Source organism: Asticcacaulis sp. YBE204, from assembly GCF_000495855.1.
GTDB lineage: Bacteria > Pseudomonadota > Alphaproteobacteria > Caulobacterales > Caulobacteraceae > Asticcacaulis.
In genome coordinates this window covers 130748-150031 of sequence record NZ_AWGF01000009.1, presented here as the reverse complement: position 1 = coordinate 150031, position 19284 = coordinate 130748, and the positions used below count along the sequence as shown (strand labels likewise).

At 61.1% G+C, this 19284-nt stretch carries 15 protein-coding genes; 9 read left to right on the top strand and 6 right to left on the bottom strand.

The genetic code is table 11. From position 1 onward, the window contains the following. The first annotated feature begins 67 nt into the window (after positions 1–67). A complete protein-coding gene (locus AEYBE204_RS31535; protein ID WP_023462544.1) occupies positions 68–2446 on the top strand; it encodes a M1 family metallopeptidase in 2379 nt (792 codons plus the stop codon). Positions 2447–2642: 196 nt separating this feature from the next. Beyond that, a complete protein-coding gene (locus AEYBE204_RS31530; RefSeq protein WP_031230730.1) occupies positions 2643–3107 on the top strand; it encodes a DUF6702 family protein in 465 nt (154 codons plus the stop codon). Here the strand turns inward: AEYBE204_RS31530 and AEYBE204_RS31525 are convergent. The 4 genes from AEYBE204_RS31525 to AEYBE204_RS31510 form a co-directional block, all read right to left on the bottom strand. Next, complete coding sequence (locus AEYBE204_RS31525) at positions 3104–3727, bottom strand: DUF4328 domain-containing protein (RefSeq protein ID WP_023462542.1); 624 nt, start codon at positions 3725–3727, stop codon at positions 3104–3106. The genes AEYBE204_RS31530 and AEYBE204_RS31525 overlap by 4 nt on opposite strands. 20 nt (positions 3728–3747) lie before the next feature. Beyond that, entirely contained in the window at positions 3748–4863 is a 1116-nt protein-coding gene (locus tag AEYBE204_RS31520; protein WP_023462541.1) for a tetratricopeptide repeat protein, read from the bottom strand. Positions 4864–4883: 20 nt separating this feature from the next. After that, positions 4884–5840, bottom strand: a complete 957-nt coding sequence (locus tag AEYBE204_RS31515) for an acetyl-CoA carboxylase carboxyltransferase subunit alpha (protein WP_023462540.1) — start codon at positions 5838–5840, stop codon at positions 4884–4886. A gap of 82 nt (positions 5841–5922) precedes the next feature. Continuing rightward, the gene (locus tag AEYBE204_RS31510) at positions 5923–6837 is read right to left on the bottom strand and encodes a site-specific tyrosine recombinase (RefSeq protein WP_023462539.1); all 915 of its coding nucleotides are present in this window, start codon (positions 6835–6837) and stop codon (positions 5923–5925) included. 112 nt (positions 6838–6949) lie between these two features. On the opposite strand from AEYBE204_RS31510, the gene AEYBE204_RS31505 reads away from it, so the two are divergent. From AEYBE204_RS31505 to AEYBE204_RS31475, 7 genes are all read left to right on the top strand, one after another. Then, positions 6950–7531, top strand: a complete 582-nt coding sequence (locus tag AEYBE204_RS31505) for a shikimate kinase (protein ID WP_023462538.1) — start codon at positions 6950–6952, stop codon at positions 7529–7531. Continuing rightward, on the top strand, positions 7528–8640 hold the full coding sequence (gene aroB, locus AEYBE204_RS31500; protein WP_023462537.1) for a 3-dehydroquinate synthase: 1113 nt from the start codon (positions 7528–7530) through the stop codon (positions 8638–8640). The genes AEYBE204_RS31505 and aroB overlap by 4 nt, the downstream gene beginning before the upstream one ends. A 53-nt stretch (positions 8641–8693) precedes the next feature. Beyond that, a complete protein-coding gene (gene hutG, locus AEYBE204_RS31495) occupies positions 8694–9509 on the top strand; it encodes an N-formylglutamate deformylase (protein ID WP_031230728.1) in 816 nt (271 codons plus the stop codon). A gap of 35 nt (positions 9510–9544) precedes the next feature. Beyond that, entirely contained in the window at positions 9545–10450 is a 906-nt protein-coding gene (gene folD / locus AEYBE204_RS31490) for a bifunctional methylenetetrahydrofolate dehydrogenase/methenyltetrahydrofolate cyclohydrolase FolD (protein ID WP_023462535.1), read from the top strand. A gap of 2 nt (positions 10451–10452) precedes the next feature. Beyond that, positions 10453–11679, top strand: a complete 1227-nt coding sequence (locus tag AEYBE204_RS31485) for an NAD(P)/FAD-dependent oxidoreductase (RefSeq protein WP_023462534.1) — start codon at positions 10453–10455, stop codon at positions 11677–11679. Between the two features lie 82 nt (positions 11680–11761). Further along, positions 11762–12493, top strand: coding sequence for a CoA transferase subunit A (locus tag AEYBE204_RS31480; RefSeq protein ID WP_023462533.1), 732 nt, complete (start codon positions 11762–11764; stop codon positions 12491–12493). A gap of 1 nt (position 12494) precedes the next feature. After that, entirely contained in the window at positions 12495–13136 is a 642-nt protein-coding gene (locus tag AEYBE204_RS31475; RefSeq protein ID WP_023462532.1) for a 3-oxoacid CoA-transferase subunit B, read from the top strand. A gap of 61 nt (positions 13137–13197) precedes the next feature. Here AEYBE204_RS31475 and AEYBE204_RS31470 read toward each other — a convergent pair whose 3' ends face one another. Continuing rightward, on the bottom strand, positions 13198–16860 hold the full coding sequence (locus AEYBE204_RS31470; protein WP_081724676.1) for a TonB-dependent receptor: 3663 nt from the start codon (positions 16858–16860) through the stop codon (positions 13198–13200). An 827-nt stretch (positions 16861–17687) separates the two neighbouring features. Continuing rightward, the gene (locus AEYBE204_RS31465) at positions 17688–19133 is read right to left on the bottom strand and encodes a sugar porter family MFS transporter (RefSeq protein ID WP_023462530.1); all 1446 of its coding nucleotides are present in this window, start codon (positions 19131–19133) and stop codon (positions 17688–17690) included. Positions 19134–19284: the final 151 nt, after the last annotated feature.

Sequence of the window (19284 nt, the reverse complement as noted above, 5' to 3'; positions counted from 1 at the left end):
CTATTGCACCGCATCGGAAATAGTTTCAAACTTGACGGAGTGTTTTTCTTTTCCGGAACCCGTGCCCGTGCTGAAACGTCTGCTGCTTGCCTCCTGCGTCCTCCTCGCCTCGTCCGCCGCGGCCGATCCCGTTCAGCAAACCAAGGGCAAGTTCGTCGACAAGTTTCGCCAGCTCGAAGGCGAGGAATGGCCGACGCCGACCGATTACCGCAACGCCGCCGGTGAGCCGGGCTACCGCTACTGGCAGCAAAAGGTCGACTACAGGATCAAGGCCAGCCTGAACGAGGCCGCCAAGTCGATCACCGGGTCGGAGACGGTGACCTATACCAACAATTCGCCCGACACCCTGCGCTATGTGTGGCTGCTGCTCGATCAGAACGGCTACAAGCGCAACTCGATCAGCGAGCTGACGGCGACCACCTCGGGCAAGGACGTCTCGGTCGGGGCCGTGCGCCGCGCCAAGCGAATGCAGGAGTGGGAGGGCGGTTTCAACGACCTCACCGTTACCGGCGCCGATGGTCAGCCGCTGAAATTCACCGTCAACGACACCCTTATGCGCATCGATCTGGCGCAGCCGCTCAAATCCGGCGAGACCCTGACCTTCAATATCGGCTGGTCCTTCCCTATCGCCGAAGCCAAGGTCGTCGGCGGGCGTTCGGGCTATGAGTGCTTCACCAAGCCGGGCGAAGACGGCAACTGCATCTTCCTTGGCGCGCAATGGTTCCCGCGTCTGGCGGTCTATTCCGACTACGAAGGCTGGCACAACAAGGCGTTTATCGGTTCGGGCGAATTCACGCTGGAATTCGGCGATTACGACGTCGAACTGACCGTCCCTGCCGACCATATCATCTCGGCGACCGGCGAACTGACCAATGCGTCCGAAGTCCTGACCGCCGCTCAGGCCAAGCGTTTCAATGACGCCAAAACCGCCGCCGCACCGATCTATGTCGTGACCCCGGACGAAGCCGCCGCCGCCGAAAAAGCCAAGGCGACCGGCACCAAGACCTGGAAGTTCAAGGCGCAGAACGTCCGCGACTTCGCCTTCGGCTCGTCGCGCAAGTTCATCTGGGACGCGCAAGGGGTCAAGAACGGCGACCCGGCGCACCCGGTCGTCATGGCCATGTCCTTCTTCCCCAAGGAAGCGCGCCCCCTGTGGGACGCCTATTCGACCAAGTCGATCGCCCATACGCTGAACGTCTACGGCAAGTTCGCCTTCGCCTACCCCTACCCCACCGCGCAGTCGGTCAATGGTCCGGTCGGCGGCATGGAATATCCGATGATCACCTTCAACGGCCCGCGCCCGGTGAAGGACAAGAAGACGGGCGAGCTGACCTATACCGAGCGCGCCAAGTACGGCCTGATCGGCGTCGTCATCCACGAAATCGGCCATATCTGGTTCCCGATGACCGTCAATTCCGACGAGCGCCAGTGGACCTGGCTCGATGAGGGCATCAACTCCTTCATCCAGTTCCAGGCCGAAAAGGAATGGGACAAGGACTTCCCGTCGCGTCGCGGCGAGCCGAAGTCGATGATCGAATACATGCTGAGCGAAAATCAGGTGCCGATCATGACCAATTCGGAATCGATCCCGCAGTTCGGCAACAACAGCTACGGTAAACCGGCGGCAGCGCTGGTCATCCTGCGTGAAACCGTGCTGGGGCGCGAAAAGTTCGACTTCGCCTTCAAGGAATATTCGCGTCGCTGGCAGTTCAAGCGCCCGACGCCCTACGACTTCTTCCGCACCATGGAAGAGGCGTCGGGCACCGATCTCGACTGGTTCTGGCGCGGCTGGTTCTATTCGACCGACCACGTCGATATCGAGCTGGCCGACGTCAAGAAGGCGCGCCTGAACACCCGCGATCCGGTGGTCGAAAAGGCGTGGGACAAGCTTCAGGACGACAAGCAGCCCGACTCGGTGACCGCCGGGCGCAATACCGGTAAGACCGTGGTCGAAACCGACCCCGCGACGAAGGATTATTACGACCTCGACGACAAGTGGGAACCCACCGCCAAAGACAAGAAGAAGTATGCCGACCTGATGAAGGACGCCGATCCGGAGCTGAAAGAGGCGCTGGCGGTCAAGGACAGCTTCTATAACTTCACGTTCCGCAACAAGGGCGGGCTGGTCATGCCGGTGATCCTCAAGCTCGATTTCACCGACGGCACGAGTGAGACCGTGCGCATCCCGGCCGAGGTCTGGCGCTACAATCCGCAGCAGGTGACGTGGCAATATGTGACGACGAAGACGTTGAAACAGGCCGAGATCGATCCGAACTGGGAAACCGCCGATGTCGATCCGTCGAACAACGCCTTCCCGCGCAAGATTGACGATGTCCGCGCCAATGTCACCGACGCCGAGGAACTGCCGAACCGCATGAAGGACGACGACGTAGTCGTCACCCCTGACAGCACGAAGACGCAGCCGAAGAAGGTCGAGAAGAAGTGATTTATCCCCTCGCCCCTGCGGGGAGAGCCGGGCGGCCGGTGCCGGTGGCGCGTAGCGCCGGGTGAGGGGGACTTAAAGGACTAAAATGATGCGTATCTGGCTCTCCCCCTCACCCCAGCCCATCGCTGGCGAACGATTCACTGGACCGTTCTCTGACGCTACACCCCATAGGGGCGAGGGGGTTTTAAGGCGAACCGTGCTTGTGGGATGTGCCAGTCTGGTTCTCGCCGTCCCCGCCTTCGCCCATCGCGGGCACCATACCCTGACCGTGGTGGAAATCGACGCGACCGGAAAAGTGACGATCACCCATAACCTGTCCGCGCACGACACCGAACCGGAACTGGTCGAGCTGGCCCCCGACGCCCAGCCCTCCGTCGACGATCCGGACGCCTTCAAGGCGCTGGAAGCGCACCTGACCACCGCGTTCAGGGTCAATGGGCACGCTTTCAAGCCCGTGTCGAACGACATGGCGGGCGACGACATCATTCTGGTCTACGGTGGAAAATTACCGAAAGCGCCCAAGTCGGTCACCATCGACTACGGCCTGTTCCCTTACTCACGCCAGACCGGCGTCGGCCTTGTTAATGTCCGCGTCAAGGGCGTGACCAAGAGCCTGACCTTCGCCCACGGCTCAGCCCCACAGACCGTGACCTTCGATTAGAAGACTTCGGCGGCGGCCGTGTCGCGCTCCAACTGGAAGCGGTGAATCCGCCGCACCATCTGATAAAAACACAGGGTCGCGATCAACGAGCTGATATTGCCCGCGCCTTCGACCCACACCAGAAACGGCATGTCTATATAGGCCTGATCGCTGGAAAAGGTCTGGCGCGTGACGAACCAGCCGATGAAATTGCCTATCAGATAGGTCGCCCACCACAGATTGATCAGAGGCACACTGCGACTGCCGGCACCGCGGCTGGCGGTCCAGACTTCCTTTAAGGTCTCGTAAGGCTTCCAAAGACTGGCGAACGGGATAAAGAACCAGCCTACGGCCCAGGCGGGCGTCGTCGTCACCGCCCCCGGCTTGAGGATGCGCGCGTTTTTCGTCGCCCGGTAAACCCAGACCAGCGAGACGATCCCCGACACGGCCCAGAACAGTACCCAGATCAGAAGACCGACGGCATTGATCATGTAGGCGGACGATTCGGCATACATCGGATCGTTCCAGTCGATGAACAACGGCGTAACCGCCGTCGGCACCGCCACAACGATCAGCGCCCCCATCAGACGCAGCGTCCATCCCGTCAGCTTCGTTAAGGGCTTAAAACTATTGGTTTTCATTATTTTCGACTCCCTGAAGTTTATTGAACCGACCATTTAAGCCGCAGGGCAAAGAGGCGGTTCGCCGTCGGCTCACCCCTTGCGTCCTTGTCCGGCAGGGTCATATGGCCGCTGAAAAGGGTGTCGAGAATGCGTGCGAAGCCCTGACCGACGGGGAAGTCCTCACGGATGACGCATACGTCGATCCGATGGTCGCTGGCGACGTAGCATTCGATATGGCTGCGCGCTTCCGGCTGGCCGACCAGCATCTTCGGCGAGAAGTTGCGAAACAGGAGATCGTGCAGCATCGAAAAATTCAGGATTTCGGTTTGCGACTTGTCCGTGTCGCCATAGACGCGGGTGAAGTTCATCTGCGTCTTGCCCTCGCCCGCCATGCGGATAAGCGGAACGTTCTGATTCCCCAGAGCCTTGACTTTTTCGGCGGCCACCGCGCTGCCCAGCCGCGCCGCGTGGGCATAAAGCCAGTTTGCTTCGACCTTGTCGACCGGACCGCCCTCGCCAGCATCGGCCATGCGGGCCAGGTTTTCCATCGCCTGCATCGAGCCCAGATACACCCCGCGGCGGAACCAGCCGCGTGCCGATCCCGGTTTGCCACGGTTGAGCGCTTCCTGACCCAGCGCCACCGCCGCTTCGCCGCTGCCCAGCTTGACCGCCTCGGCATAGACCTGCATGGCCTGAGTGACGTCCTTCGGGCCGGTCACGCCGTTTTGCAGGTCGTAGCCTAGCCAGAACAGGCCGACCGGGTCCTTGATGCCCAGAGTGTTGCAATAGGTGGCGGCCTTCGCGACATCTGCCTTGACCGTATCGCCACGCAGATAGGCGCTGCACATCTTCTGGCGCGCGACCTTCTGTCCCTTGTCGGCAGCCTTTTCGTATAACACCATTGCGGCCTTGCGGTCCGGCGCTTCGGCCTCGTCGCCCTGCTCGGTCACGCCACCCAGTACCAGCATGGCGTCGGCATTGCCTTCCGCAACCTTGGCGGTCAGGGACTGGCGCAACGCCGTGTTCTCCGCAAGGACCTTGGCACGGTATTCGGCCTGACTGAGCACGGTCTCGGTCCGGGTCTCGGCCCCCAGCGCGCACAAAGGCAACAGCAGGATGAGCCCTGCCGTGATCCCTATACTATATGATTTCATAGCCCCCCCCTTAGTCGGTCCTAGACGAGCCCCGTCTCGCCGATCTTGTAGAAGCGTTCCGCCCGTTGTGCCACCAGCTGATCCGGCGACAGGTAGCTAAGCGCTTGAAGTTCACTCTCCAGCGCATCGCCGACGCGGCGGATCATGTCCTCGCGGTCGGAGTGCGCGCCGCCCGCCGGTTCCTCGATGACACGATCGACGATGCCAACCTTGAGCAGGTCCGGCGCGGTGATCTTCATCTGGTCGGCCGCGTCCTTGGCACGCGACCCGTCGCGCCACAGGATCGAAGCCGCGCCTTCCGGCGAAATGACCGAATAGATCGAGTGTTCCAGGATCAGCACGCGGTTGGCAGCCGCCAGCGCGATCGCGCCGCCGGAACCGCCCTCGCCCGTTACCGTGGCGATAAACGGCACTTTCAGCGTCAGGCCGCGCTCGGTCGAGCGCGCGATGGCTTCGGCCTGACCGCGCTCCTCGGCCCCGATGCCGGGATAGGCGCCCGCCGTATCGACAAAGGTCACCACCGGCAGACCGTACTGCTCGGCCATGTCCATCAGGCGCACGGCCTTGCGGTAGCCTTCCGGACGGGCCATGCCGAAATTATGGCGGAGGCGCGAATTGGTGTCGTGGCCCTTTTCGTGGCCCATGACGACGACCGACTGACCGCGGAAGCGACCGAGACCGCCGATAATCGCCTGATCGTCGCCGAATTTACGGTCACCGCGCAATTCAACGAAGTCCTCGATCAGCCCCTCAAGGTAGTCGACCATATGCGGGCGTTCGGGATGGCGGGCAACCATGGTCTTCTGCCACGGCTCAAGTTGGGCATAGGTTTCCTTGGTCAGGACCAGGGCGCGCTCGCGCAGGGCCTTCACCTCGGCATCGAGATTCGCGCCGCCCGACGACGACAGGGCCGACAATTCCTCGATCTTGGCTTCGAGGTCGGCAATCGGGCGTTCAAATTCGAGATAATGACGCATGGGGTGAATGAATCTCTTTGCGAATACAGGCACAGCGAACCTTGCGCTTTACCCCAATCCGCCCGGCACGCAAAGTGTAAAATCAGGTTTTCAGACCGCGCGCCAGCGGATGATGGGTCTCGACCACGGCTTTCAACCGCTCCGTTGCGACATGGGTATAGACCTGGGTCGTCGATATATCGGCATGGCCCAGCAGGGTCTGGACGACGCGCAGATCGGCCCCGCCTTCGAGCAGGTGCGTGGCGAAGGCATGACGCAGAACATGCGGTGACACGCGCGCCGGATCGATCCCGGCCTCCAGCGCCGCCTCGTCGAGCAACTGCCCGACCCGGCGGCGCGTCAGGTAACCGTCCGCCCCGCGCGAGCAGAAGAGGTAGGGGTTATTTTTGTCCTTCGCCCCCAGAAACAGCGGGCGGATGTCGAGATATTCGGCAATCGCCACGCGGGCCGCCGGATTGAGCGGCACCAGCCGTTCGACGCCCCCCTTGCCCTTGACGATGAGAAAGGCCGGGTCTTTCTGCACGCTGTCGAGGCGCAGAGAGACCAGTTCCGAAATCCGCATCCCCGACGCATAGGCCATCTCGAGCAGGCATTGCAGGCGGATAGCCTGATGGGCGTCCTTGGCGTCGGCGGCGGCAATCAAAGCCTCGACCTCGGCGCGGCTGAGGATTTTCGGCAAGGGCTTGCCCTTTTTGGCGGCGGCGATCTTGCGGCTGGGATCGGTGTCGTTCAGGCCTTCCAGCACGCAGAAGCGGTAGAATTGTCGCACCGCCGAACGCTTGCGCTGCATCGTCGACGAGGCCAGCCCGCGCGCATCGAGATGCTGAAAAAACGCGGCGATATCCGTTTCGTTCAGGCCCAGCAAGCCTTGCGGCAACACCCCGGCATGGGTTTGCAGATCGAGCAGATCCTGTCCGTAGGCTTCCAGCGTGCGCGGCGAGGCATTGCGCTCGATACTGAGCATTTGCAGGAAGGTGCTGACGGGATCGCGCGGCATTTTTGAGCCTCACACACAGGGTTAACCGCTTATCTCTGGCCTAATCCCCTAAACATCGTGTAAAGCACAGGACATGACGACGATTTTCCACCGCATGGGACGCGTTTGACCCATGCCGAACACGCCAAATTCTCAAAGCGAGCCGCACACGCCGCGATCCAGCCTGATCCTGCCGCGTCCGATCGCCCTGATCGGGCTGATGGGCGTGGGTAAAACAACCGTGGGTCGTCGGCTGGCCGATGCGCTCGGTCTGGCGTTCAAGGATGCCGACGAAGAGATCGAAAAGGCCGCCGGCCTGACCGTCGCCGATATCTTTTCCGCCTTCGGAGAAGCCGGGTTCCGCGACGGCGAACAGAGGGTGATTTCGCGCCTGCTCGACGACGGCCCGCATATTCTGGCCACCGGCGGCGGGGCCTTCGTCCAGCCCGCCACGCGCGAGGTCATCAAACAAAAAGCGATCACCGTCTGGCTCAAGACCGACCTGCGCACCATCGCGCGTCGCGTCGCCAACCGCTCGCACCGTCCGCTGCTGCACAATCGCGACCCCATGGAAGTCCTGCGCGAGCACGAGAAAAATCGCTATCCGTTCTACGCCGAGGCCGACATCACGGTCGATACCGGCGATCAGTCGCACGCCAAAAGCGTCGAACTGGTGCTGGCGGCCCTGAAAACCTTTATCGAGACTGCCAAATGAGTACTATCCCTGTTTCCGGAGACGGCTTTCGCGCCTATGACGTCGAGGTCGGCCCCGGCCTGACCCAGACCCTGGCCGCGCGCGTGACGCCGTTTCTCAAGAACCGCCGCACTCTGATCGTCACGGATAGCCACGTCGGCCCTCTGCACGCAGAAACCCTTTCGGTGGCGCTGGAAGCGGATGGCATCACCGCCCCCGTCGTCACCCTGCCTGCGGGAGAAGAGACCAAGGGCTGGGACGGCCTGAAAGACCTGACCGACGCGCTGGTCGATGCGGGACTTGACCGCAAGGACGTGGTGATCGCGCTCGGCGGCGGCGTCATCGGCGACCTGACGGGGTTCGCGGCCTCGGTCTATATGCGCGGCATCGACTTCATCCAGATCCCGACGACGGTGCTGGCGCAGGTCGATTCGAGCGTCGGCGGCAAGACCGCCATCGACCACCCCAAGGGCAAAAACCTGATCGGCGCGTTTCATCAGCCGCGTCTGGTCCTGTGTGACCTCGATCTGCTCAAGACCTTGCCGGTGCGCGACATCCGCTGCGGCTATGCCGAGGTGATCAAGTACGGCCTGCTGGGCGATCGTGCCTTCTTCGACTGGCTGGAGGCCAACGATCAGGCCGTACTGGCATTGGAGCCCGCGGCCATCGAATACGCGGTGTCGCGCAGCGTCGAAATGAAGGCCGAGATCGTCGCCGCCGACGAGCGCGAAGGCGGGCAACGCGCCCTGCTCAATCTGGGGCACACCTTCGGTCACGCGCTGGAAGCCGAACTGGGCTTCGGCGACACGCTGCTGCACGGTGAGGCCGTGGCCATCGGCATGGGCATGGCCTTCCGCTACAGCGCCCGCATGGGCCTGTGCGATCAGGCCGAAGCCGACCGCGCCGTGGCCGCTATCGCTCAGGCGGGCCTGCCGACCCACATGCACCATATCCGCAATGCCGCCTTCGGCGCGGATGTGCTGATCAAACATATGGGCCACGACAAGAAGGCCGAGGGCGGCAAGCTGGTCTTCGTCTTGGTCAAGGCGATCGGTGAAGCGTTTGTCGCCAAGGATGTGCCTTCCGATTCGATTCGCGACTTCCTGATCAGCGAAGGCGCCACGGCCTGACGGAAAGCGATGTGTGCGTTGACAAGCCGGGCGAGCTGATCTCAACTGTGATCATGACTTCCGATATTCAGCCTACGGATATTTTCACGGTTCATCAGGGCGACGGGCCGCTGGTTGTCGCCGCGCCGCATGTGGGGACGTACCTGCCGCCGGATATCGCGGCGCAACTGAACGATGTCGGACGCTCGGTGATGGAGACCGATTTCCACGTCCATCGACTGTACGATTTTGCGCCGGAACTGGGCGCATCGACCCTGTTCGCCACCCATTCGCGCTATGTGGTCGATCTTAATCGCGACCCCAATTCCGCGCCGCTCTATCCGGGTCAGTTCGAGACGGGGATGTGCCCGCTGACCGATTTCGATCTGCGCCCCATCTATGCGAGTGACGCGCCGTCCGAGGCCGAGATCAACCGCCGCCGTCAGCACTACTGGTGGCCCTATCATGCGAAACTGGAAGAATTGCTCGAAGCCGCGCGCGAACGGCACGGCTTTGCGCTGCTGATCGACGCCCATTCGATACGGCCTTCTATCCCCACTCTGTTCGAAGGCGCCCTGCCCGACCTCAGTTTCGGCACGGATTCGGGACGCACCTGTCCGCCGGACGTGCTCGACGCCCTGCAAGGCTGGATGGCGAGAACTACCGCCTATTCCAGCGTGCTCGACGGACGTTTCAAGGGCGGCTTCACCACGCGCGGCCACGGTCGCCCGGAAGACCGCGTCTATGCCTTGCAGATCGAGATCGTGCAAAGCTGCTATCTCGACATGAGCGATCCGACGACCTACGGCGCCGAACGCGCGCGCGCCTTGTCCGAGACGTTGAAACCGCTGGTGGAGACCTTGATTTCGGCGGCAAAACAGGCCAAGTGAGCGCCATTCCTTCCAAGCGTTTCAGGAGCAGCTCAATGGCAACCCGTGGCAATATTATCGACGGCTTCGGCTATGCGAAGGGCCTGCGCGAGCGGTTGGGCGAAAAGGTCGCCGCGCTGAAGGCCGAGCACGGCCTGACGCCGTGTCTGGTGGTGGTCATCGTCGGTGAAGACCCGGCCAGCCAGATCTATGTCAAGAACAAGGGCGAAACGACAAAAGCCATCGGCATGGAATCGCGCACCATCACCCTCCCCGACACGACCTCCGAAGCCGATCTGCTGGCCCTGATCGCCGAGTTGAACGCCGATGCGACGGTCAACGGCATTCTGGTTCAATTGCCGCTGCCTTCGCATATGTCGTCGCTCAAGGTCATCGACGCCATCGACCCGCTGAAAGACGTCGACGGCTTCCATGTGCAGAACGCCGGACGTCTGGCGGTCGGGCTCGATGCTATCGTACCCTGTACGCCGCTGGGTTCGCTGATGCTGTTGAAAGACGCGATCAAGACGCATGGGGACGGCAATCTGTCGGGCCTCAACGCCGTCATCGTGGGGCGCTCGAACATCGTCGGCAAGCCGATGGCGCAGCTTCTGCTCAATGAAAACTGCACCGTCACCATCGCCCATTCGCGCACCAAAGACCTGCCCGCCGTGTGTCGTGGTGCCGATATCCTCGTCGCCGCCGTCGGGCGTCCGAAGTTCATTCAGGGCGACTGGGTCAAGGACGGTGCCTATGTGATCGATGTCGGCATCAACCGCATCGAAGTCGATGGCAAAAGCAAGATCGTCGGCGATGTCGATTTCGACGCCGCCCTGCCCCACGCCACGGCGATTACACCGGTCCCCAAGGGCGTCGGGCCGATGACCATCGCCTGTCTGCTCAACAACACCCTGCACGCGGCGTGCCTGCAACACAGCCTGCCCGCCCCGAAGGATATCTGAGCGTGAGCGGGGTCGTCATCATCGGCGCGGGCCATGCCGGCGGATCGGCGGCGGCCTTCCTGCGTCAATACGGCTATGAGGGCGAGATTACCCTTATCGGTGCCGAGCCGGACCTGCCCTATCAGCGCCCGCCCCTGTCGAAAGCGTGGCTCAAAGGCGAGGCGTCCGGCGACGACCTCTATCTGAGGCCGCAAGAATTCTACGACGAAGCCGATATCGCCGTCTGGCTGAACACAAGCGTCGAAGCCATTGATACAACGGATAAAACCGTCACCGTCAACGGCGAACAAACGGTTTATGACCACCTGATCATCGCCACCGGCTCCAGGGCGCGTCCGTTCGGCTGCCCCGGCGCGGATGAGACACCCTATCACCTGTTGCGCACCATGGCCGATGCTGAATGGCTCAAGCCGCACCTGAGCGCAGGCCGCCATATCGGCCTGATCGGTGCGGGCTATGTCGGGCTCGAAGTCGCCGCCTCGGCACGCAAGCTCGGCTGTGCCGTGACGGTGTTCGAGCGCGAACCGCGCATTCTGGCCCGCGTGGCATCGCGCGTTTTGTCCGACGCGTTCACGCGAATCCATCGCGACAATGGCGTCGATCTGATCACCGGGGCCGAGATCGTCGGCGTCAGCGCCCACGGCGACCGCAAAAACGTCCATATGGCCGACGGCACGACACACGGGTTCGACGTGCTGCTGGTGGGCATCGGCGCCCTGCCCGCCGACGATCTGGCTCAGGCCGCCGGGATCGCTTGTGCAAACGGGATCATCGTTGATTCCGAAGCCCGCACCTCCGCGACGGATGTCTTCGCCATTGGCGACGTGACCTCGCGCGAAATCAAGCCTTATTATGAGGGCCGCTACCGGCTGGAAAGCGTGCCCAATGCGCTGGAACAGGCCAAGCAGGCCGCTGCCGCCATCACCGGCTTCAAGGCTCCGCCGCCCGAAGTGCCGTGGTTCTGGTCCGATCAGTACGACTACAAGCTTCAGATCGCCGGGATCACCCGCCCGGACGCCAAACTGGTCACGCGCGGCGACCCGGCGAAGGGGGCGTTCAGCGTCTTCCATCTGAATACAGATCAACAGTTGATCTGCGTAGAAGCCGTCAATCGTCCCGCCGATTTCATGGCGGGCAAACAACTGATCGCCAAGGGCGTGGCGCTGGACGATGCCGTCATTGCAGATGCCGAGGCCTCGCTCAAACCCTATCTGCAAACGGCCCGGTAAAGTTGTTGCGATGCGGCATTATTCCGCATGACAGGTGGTCGCGTTTCGGCTTAGGTTCGTCGTAAATCAGGAGGTGTGCCGCATGGCCAGCAAGATATATCCCGACGCCAAAAGTGCTTTGGAAGGCCTGACCTTCGACGGCATGACCGTCATGGCGGGCGGCTTTGGCCTGTGCGGCATCCCCGAAAACCTGATCGCCGCCCTGCGCGACACCGGCACGACCGGGATCACCGCCATTTCCAACAATGCCGGGGTCGATGGTTTCGGTCTGGGCGCGTTGCTCAATACGCGGCAGATCAAAAAGATGATCTCGTCCTATGTCGGCGAGAACAAGGAATTCGAGCGTCAGTACCTCAGCGGCGAATTGGAACTTGAGTTCAATCCGCAAGGCACACTGGCCGAACGCATCCGCGCCGGTGGTGCGGGCATCCCCGGTTTCTATACGGCGACAGGCGTGGGCACGCTGGTGGCCGAAGGCAAGGAACTGAAAGAATTCAACGGTAAAACCTACGTTCTTGAGACGGGCCTGGTCGCCGACCTGTCGATCGTCAAGGCGTGGAAAGCCGACGAGCGGGGCAATCTGATCTTCCGCAAGACGGCGCGCAACTTCAACCCGATGATGGCGACGGCAGGCAAGGTCTGCGTCGTCGAGGTCGAGGAAATCGTACCGGTCGGTTCGCTCGATCCGGACAGCATCCATACGCCGGGCGTCTATGTCGACCGCCTGATTCAAGGCACGTTCGAGAAGCGCATCGAACAACGCACGGTGCGTCAGCGCGCCCCTGAAACCGCTGCCGCCGGAACGGAGAACTAGGATGCCCTGGACACGCGACGACCTCGCCATGCGCGCGGCAAAAGAGTTGAAAGACGGCTTCTACGTCAATCTCGGCATCGGCATCCCGACCCTGGTGGCCAATCACATCCCCGACGGCATGACGGTGACCTTTCAGTCGGAAAACGGTATGCTGGGCATGGGCCCATTCCCCTACGATGATGAGGTCGACCCCGACCTGATCAATGCGGGCAAGCAGACCATCACCGAATTGCCGGAAACCGCCTATTTCTCGTCGTCGGATTCGTTCGCCATGATCCGCGGCGGCCATATCGACCTGACCATTCTGGGGGCGATGGAAGTGGCCGAAAACGGCGACATCGCCAACTGGATGATCCCCGGCAAGCTGGTCAAGGGCATGGGCGGCGCGATGGACCTCGTGGCGGGCGTCAAGAAGGTCGTCGTCGTCATGGAACACGCCAACAAGCACGGCGAATCCAAGGTGCTCAAGGCCTGCACCCTGCCGCTGACCGGCACGCAGGTGGTCAGCCTGATTATCTCGACGCTCGGTGTGTTCGAGGTGAAGCCGGATGGGTCTGGCCTGCGCCTGATCGAACTGGCGCCCGACGTGACGCTGGAAGAGATCGCCGCAAAGACCGAAGCCGCCTACGAGGTTGCCATCTGATATCGGTTCAAGCGCCCTGAAAAACCCCCGCCGGACTGTCCGGCGGGGGTTTTCTTGCAGCCTATTGCATCTTGTAGATCAGGCCGACCGTGAAGCGACGGCCACCGTATTGCTCGAACCACGGCGTCCGGCTGATATCGGCGAAGCCGCGCGTCTGGGCGCCTAAGCGGACATTGGCCTGCCGCAGCAGGTTGCGGCCTTCCCAGTAGACTTCCACACCGGGGCTGACCTTGTGCGTCACCTTGGCGTCGAGATAGGCGTTTTCTTCGTAGTAGAAGGGTTCGCCGGGGTTGTACGGCATGTTGACCACGCGCACCGGGTTGTTGATCGGGAAGCTGTAGACCCCCCCATCGCTGCGTCCGCACGAGGATACGCAGTCGAAGACCTGAGCCTTCTTTTGATAGGCGATACGGGCATTGGTCTTGCCGTCGTCGTACCAGATCGCCAGATTGGCGAAGTAGTCCGGACGGTTCGACGCGCCGAGGCTTTCACCGGTGATCGGGTCGATCCAGCCGCCACCGCTCGACTTGTTGGTCGAGTAGTTGAAGTCGGCGCCCATGTAACGGAACTTCCACGGCAGGAAGGTGAAGGCCGTCTTGGTCGAGAATTCCCAGCCCGACTGCGTTTCACCCGGCCCGTTGATATAGGTCGAGTAGTTGAAGGTGAAGTCCGACAGCGGGCGGCCCGTCGCCGGGTCGATCTCGTCGGTACCCGAGAACAGCGGCACATCGGCCAGAGCCTGGGTGATTTCACGCCCGACCTTGATCTTCTGACGGTAATAGGCCAGCGACACATAGGTGTCCTTGTTGGGATACCATTCGATCGAGGTGTTGTTCTTGGTCGCCTGGAACGGCAGCAGCGCCGGGTTGCCGAAGGTCGTACAGCCCATGTCGAGCTCGGTTTCGCCCGCGTTGAAGCGATCCTCGGTCCGCTGATCGATGGTGCAGGTCCCGGCAGGGATTAGGCGGTCGATACGCGGCGGGGCCACGGTCTTCGCCCAGTTGTAACGCAGAACCAGCTTGTCGGCCAACGGCCAGAAGGCCAGATTGTAGCTCGGCATCCAGTCGGTATATTCGCGCTGAATCTCGACGGGCTTGATGATCGAGGTGGTCGTTACGCGGCCAAAGCCTTCGTTCGGGTTCCACTCCGTGGTCGGCACGCCGGTGATGTTCTTGCGGGTCGAAGCCACCGTCACGAAGCCCGTCGCGGCGACCTTGGTATTGACCGCGCGAACCCCGAAGTTACCGCCGATTTCCATGCCCCAGGGCAGGGCCTGTTCGAATTCGACGACGTAATAGGCGGCGGTGATCTCTTCGGACGTATTGTAGCGCGGCATCTCATAGACATTGCCGTCGCTGGCCGTACAGGTCTTCATGCAGTCGAAATTGAAGATGTCCGTATTGGCGATCCCCGCCTTCATCTTTTCGAGGTCGAGCGAGTTCCACAGCTGCATCCCGGCGAAGGCGCCGTAATCCGGCATGAAATCACCGCTATTGGGCAGGACGCTGTTGCGGATCAGCTCGACCAGCTGGGCGCGCGTCACGGTCTGCGTCCCGTGGTTGAAGTTGGTCGTCGTGGTGGCGTTCGGGATATAGCCGTAGAAGTTTTCGCAACGGTTGGCCACCGTGGTCGTCGCCTGATTGTCGCAGCCGCGGATGGAGGCGCGAAGCTGCTTGGTCGGCACGGTCACGCCCGGCTTGGCGACGTAACCGCCGCCGTCCCACTTGTCGTTGATGCGCTTGCGCCACGAACCGCCGATCTTGAAGCTCTTGAAGAACGGCAGGTCGGGCGTGCGGTAGACCGCGTCGAGCTTGCCCTGGGTTTCGTTATATTCGACGATCTTAGGGTTCCAGTCGAGGCGGATGGCGTTGGTGAACAGCGCCGCCGCCGCGTTGGCCGCTGCGGTCCCTGTCAAAGCATTATAGGGCATGAAGTTGTTGGGATCATTGACGTCGTAGTTCGCCGGGTAGTCGAAGAACCAGTTGCCGTCTTCCTTGACGTACAGCTTGGCGCCCGTAACGCGGCTGCTGGTCGTGCCCGCCCGCATTTCATAGCGCGAATAGTAGGATTCGATATTGCCGACGGTAAAATCGACCGTCAGCGGCCCGTCCTTATAGGTGCCGCCGAACTGAACCGTCGATTCGTCGCGGATTTCGTCATTGCGAATATGGTCCATGACGTAGCTGGTGTTATCGAGGACGACCTCGGTGACGTGGTGCTTCGAATCGACCTTGACCGAATTGGGGTTCACATTGACAACCAGACCGGTGACGGCGAAACCATTCTGAACGTTGGAGCCGCCCTGCGTGCTGTCCAGACCCAGAGCTGCCGTCGGGAACCCGGCATTATAGAGGTAGTAACCGCTGCCGGCGACCGGGCTGATGGTGTTGGGCGTGCCGATCGCGATATTGGTATTGTTGGTCAGGGCCAGCGTGCTGACGCCGTTGACCGCCGCCGTTTGCAGGACGATGCCGCCCTGGTTCCGGTTCGAGCGATTTTCCTTCATGTGGCGGCCGACTTCCTGATACTTCAGGAACACCGACAGCTTATCATTGACGCGGTAGTCGAAACGCAGATCCCAGGTCAGGCGGTCTTCATAGGCCTCAAGCCAGGTTTCGCGCACCTGATTCGGCGAATAGTCGTTCCACTGGTTCAGGCAGCTGACCTGCTCGCGGATGCGCTGCTGCTGGGCGGCGGACTGGTCGTTATTGTTGGTGCTGGCGGCGATCGTACCGAGCTGGGCCGCCGTATATAACGGAAAGGCAGACAGACACTCGGCCTTGGTCTTGGCGTTGGCCGCCTTGGTGACGATGTCCAGCGCCGAATTGGTGTTGAACTTGCCACCGGTCGTCGTGTTATAGCTCAGCATCGGCGCATCGTAGGCGATGCCGTTCTGATCGACGCCGCCCACCACGGACGGGTTATAGGTGAAGGTCTTTTCCGGCGAATTGTCCCAGTCGATCTGACGGATATAGCCGCCCCAGTTGTTGCCACCGGCATTGGCGACCTGATGGCTGTCGCCCAGATATTTGCGCGACGACAGGTTGAAGATCACGCCCAGGCGGTTGTCGAAGAACTTGCGCGACGCGACGACATTGATATCCGGCGCCCATTTGCCGCTCAGCGAGTTGCGCTCGCCGGCCACGCGCATGGACAGGTACGGTTTCTTGAAATCGAGTGCCGAACGCGTCTTGATCTGGACGGTACCACCCAGACCGCCTTCGGTCTGATCGGCGGTCTGACCCTTGACCACGTCGACGCTGGCGATCAGGTCGGCCGGAAGGTTGCGTAGATCGGAGCCGCGCTGACCTTCGCCGCCCTGCGCGAAGGCAAAGCCGTTCGGCGCCGTGCTCATGCCATCCATTTCGACCCGCGTCAGATCGGCGGAGTTGCCGCGTAAGGAGAAGCTTTCGCCTTCGCCGGTTTCACCCCGTTGAAGCCCCATGCCGGGAATACGCGACAAGGCTTCGTTTAGGTTACGGTCCGGGAACGAGCCGACATCGTCGGCGATGATCGAATCGGTCGCCGTCTTGGCCTTCTTCTTGCGGTTGATCGCCGATTGCTGCGACGCGCGGACACCGACGACGACGACTTCGGTCGTTTCCTCGCCTTTGGCAGTTTCCTGAGCTACAGCGCCGCTGCCGACGCCCATAAGCGCCAGAACACCCAATCCGGTGCCGGCCATGAGGTAGCGTACAAAACGCGTCCTGGGTTTGTTAGACATATTTCTTCCTCCGTTACGCCGTGAGACCGGCGCCTTTTTTATTTCGCCTCCGGAATGAACCCTTCCGGACTGACGTGCGGTTTTCCCAATCAAACCCCTGACCGGGAAGCGTTATGCGAAGCCTCGGCCTCGAATTCGGAAAGGACGCAGGTTGCGGATTTTCACCGCAACCTGCCTGCGCGCGGGAGGGCCCGGGGCTCCGTTGCGCAAGTTTCAGGGATAGAGGGATGGCCTGAAGACACAGGGCCGCCCTCCTGAGTAAGCCTGCCTGCGCAGCGCCAACCCGAGCCGGAATAGATAATTTCGTGCAACAGACCCCTGCGGTTAAATCGCGCGTGAAAGGAACGACGCGCCGCTCGCGGAGAGTTGAAGATCGCGGCGCGCGGCCCGCTTTTCAGAATCCATATTTTCGCCCCAGTATTTTTATCGTTGCAGGCACATTCATTGCGACATGCCAGATTGAGCATATGTTAGCGCTAACTTTTTAGGATTCGCAAGTTGATAAATTTCAATGTGAACATATTTTAAACTTAAAAACAATTAGTTGCTTAAAAACAACAACAAATTTACACATCACGCACAGAAATTTACTCAATTATTCAATAATTGAGTAAATGATATTTAAATTTTAGCAATACGTATCAATATATCGCCACACCCCCATTATTCTGCAAGATCAGCATTAATAGGGGCCTGCATTCAGTAAGACGGGCGGCATCCGGATTTCAGACAAAGGTTTGCAAAAAAAATTTCACGCGGGTAACACGCGCAAAAAAACAGCGGCCCCGTTTAGGTGCCGCTGTCCTTAAATTTAAGTTTTACAGAGCTTATTTCTTCCAGAGATGCTCGATGGCTTCGAGTGTGCGGCCCTTGGTTTCCGGCACGAACTTCCACACGAACAGGCCCGACAGGATCGAACAGGCCCCGTAAACGTAGAACGAAAAGCCGTGGTTGAAGGCGGCAATGAGCTGTGGGTTGCCGTCCATCATCGGGAAGGTCTGCGAGACGATGAAGTTGGCGATCCACTGGGCGGCGACGGCGACCGACATGGCCTTGCCCTTGATCGAATTGGGGAACATTTCCGCCAGCATGACCCAAACGATCGGCCCCCACGACAGCGAGAACCCGGCGATATAGGTGATGGCAACGATCAGATAGATAATGCCCGGCTGTTCGGCGGGATTTTGCGTCTGATAGAGGATACCCAGGAAAATCAGCGACGCCGCCATGACGACGGAACCAAGGATCAGCAGCGGCTTGCGGCCCCAGTGATCGACGGTGAACAGGGCGATGACGGTGAAGACCACCATGGCGATCCCCATGATCACCGTATTGAGCATGGCCGCGTCCTTGCCCAGACCAAGGTTCTCGAACATGGTCGGCGCGTAATAGAGCACCGCATTGATGCCGACGACCTGTTGAAAGACCGAGAGCAGGATACCTACGGCGAGAACGCCGAAACCGAACGACAGGAGTTTGCCCGAATGCTGGGTCAGGCTACCGCGGATCTCATTGAGCGTGGTTTCGACCTCGTTGGCCGGATTGGCTTTCGACAGAACCTCGCGGGCCTTGTCTTCCTTGCCTTTCAGCATGTACCAGCGCGGCGTGTCGGGCATGATAAGCGCGGCAACGAAGAAGATGGCGGCGGGAATGGCGCACGAGGCCAGCATGTAGCGCCAGCCCACGGCGTGCAGCCAGGTGTCGTCACTGCCGCCCATCCGGGCGATCTGCATATTGACGAAATAGACCAGCGTGATGCCGACCACGATGGCGATCTGTTCCAGCGAAACGAACAGGCCGCGTTGTTTGGCCGGGGCAATTTCGGAGATGTACATCGGCGAAATCAGCGAGGCCATACCGATGGCGATGCCACCGAAGGTGCGGTAGATCAGGAACGGCCAGATGGCCTCGGTCCCCATCTGCCCGACCGGGGCCAGCAGGGTCTCCGGAAAGGCCGACAGCAGCGAAGAGACGAAGAACAGCGACGCGGCGATCAGCATCCCGGCGCGACGACCCAGCGCAGTCGCCAGCGGCCCGGCGATGGCCGAGCCGATGACGCAGCCCAGAAGCGCGATACCGACGGCAAAACCGTGCACTGTGTTCTTGAAATCGACCGACCAGTCGGTGTGCGGCACGACGAAATTGAACTTGATCGATTGTTCGGCGCCGGAAATGACGGCGGTGTCGTAGCCGAACAGCAGCCCGCCGAGCGAGGCGCCGACGGCCAGCCCGAGCACGAGCCCGGTGTTAATTCTCCCCTGCGAAGAGGTCATGGAATGTCCCTTCTGCCTGCGCGCAGTCCCCCTTATCGACAGGTCTCGGCGCACGCCCTGAATGATAGCGTTTTAGTCCCCGCCCAGGCGTTCTTGTCTTTTAATTCGACGCTTGGGCCGCTGTAATCTGCCTTAAATTTTCGATCTGGCA

Bases quoted from the DNA above. Each gene is read 5' to 3' on its own strand.
- AEYBE204_RS31525 (WP_023462542.1), bottom strand. From the start codon at position 3,727: ATGAAAACCAATAGTTTTAAGCCCTTAACGAAGCTGACGGGATGGACG.
- AEYBE204_RS31520 (WP_023462541.1), bottom strand. From the start codon at position 4,863: ATGAAATCATATAGTATAGGGATCACGGCAGGGCTCATCCTGCTGTTG.
- AEYBE204_RS31515 (WP_023462540.1), bottom strand. From the start codon at position 5,840: ATGCGTCATTATCTCGAATTTGAACGCCCGATTGCCGACCTCGAAGCC.
- AEYBE204_RS31510 (WP_023462539.1), bottom strand. From the start codon at position 6,837: ATGCCGCGCGATCCCGTCAGCACCTTCCTGCAAATGCTCAGTATCGAG.
- AEYBE204_RS31505 (WP_023462538.1), top strand. From the start codon at position 6,950: ATGCCGAACACGCCAAATTCTCAAAGCGAGCCGCACACGCCGCGATCC.
- aroB (WP_023462537.1), top strand. From the start codon at position 7,528: ATGAGTACTATCCCTGTTTCCGGAGACGGCTTTCGCGCCTATGACGTC.
- hutG (WP_031230728.1), top strand. From the start codon at position 8,694: ATGACTTCCGATATTCAGCCTACGGATATTTTCACGGTTCATCAGGGC.
- folD (WP_023462535.1), top strand. From the start codon at position 9,545: ATGGCAACCCGTGGCAATATTATCGACGGCTTCGGCTATGCGAAGGGC.
- AEYBE204_RS31480 (WP_023462533.1), top strand. From the start codon at position 11,762: ATGGCCAGCAAGATATATCCCGACGCCAAAAGTGCTTTGGAAGGCCTG.
- AEYBE204_RS31475 (WP_023462532.1), top strand. From the start codon at position 12,495: ATGCCCTGGACACGCGACGACCTCGCCATGCGCGCGGCAAAAGAGTTG.
- AEYBE204_RS31470 (WP_081724676.1), bottom strand. From the start codon at position 16,860: ATGTCTAACAAACCCAGGACGCGTTTTGTACGCTACCTCATGGCCGGC.
- AEYBE204_RS31465 (WP_023462530.1), bottom strand. From the start codon at position 19,133: ATGACCTCTTCGCAGGGGAGAATTAACACCGGGCTCGTGCTCGGGCTG.